Origin of the sequence: Ochrobactrum sp. SFR4, assembly GCF_019730395.1 — a bacterium.
GTDB lineage: Bacteria > Pseudomonadota > Alphaproteobacteria > Rhizobiales > Rhizobiaceae > Pseudochrobactrum.
The window spans coordinates 1-257 of the sequence record NZ_JAAPBB010000986.1; the positions used below are offsets into that span (position 1 = coordinate 1).

Below are 257 nucleotides of genomic sequence, written 5' to 3' on the forward strand. Positions count from 1 at the left end.
ATGTCTGATTGGCCTGAAAACCGTGACGCACCTGATAGAGTGATTTCAGTGTTTCCTGCGCAATCGGAATAAATTTCTCACCCGCCTCAGTCAGACGCGACGGATAGGTAGCCCGGTCAATCAGTGTCGTACCAAGCCATGTTTCAAGCTGCTTGATACGGCGGCTGAAGGCAGACTGTGTCACATGCCGCTCATCTGCCGCTTTGGAGAAATTCAAAGTATGAGCAAGCGCGAGAAAGTCTTCAACCCACTTAATT

The 257-nt window shown here is 49.8% G+C and carries 1 protein-coding gene; it reads right to left on the minus strand.

The genetic code is table 11. The features are described from left to right. Positions 1 to 256 (minus strand): LysR family transcriptional regulator (locus tag HBA93_RS22040; protein WP_353619427.1); only part of this gene is annotated, 256 nt, incomplete at its 3' end. Between the last annotated feature and the right edge of the window lies 1 nt (position 257).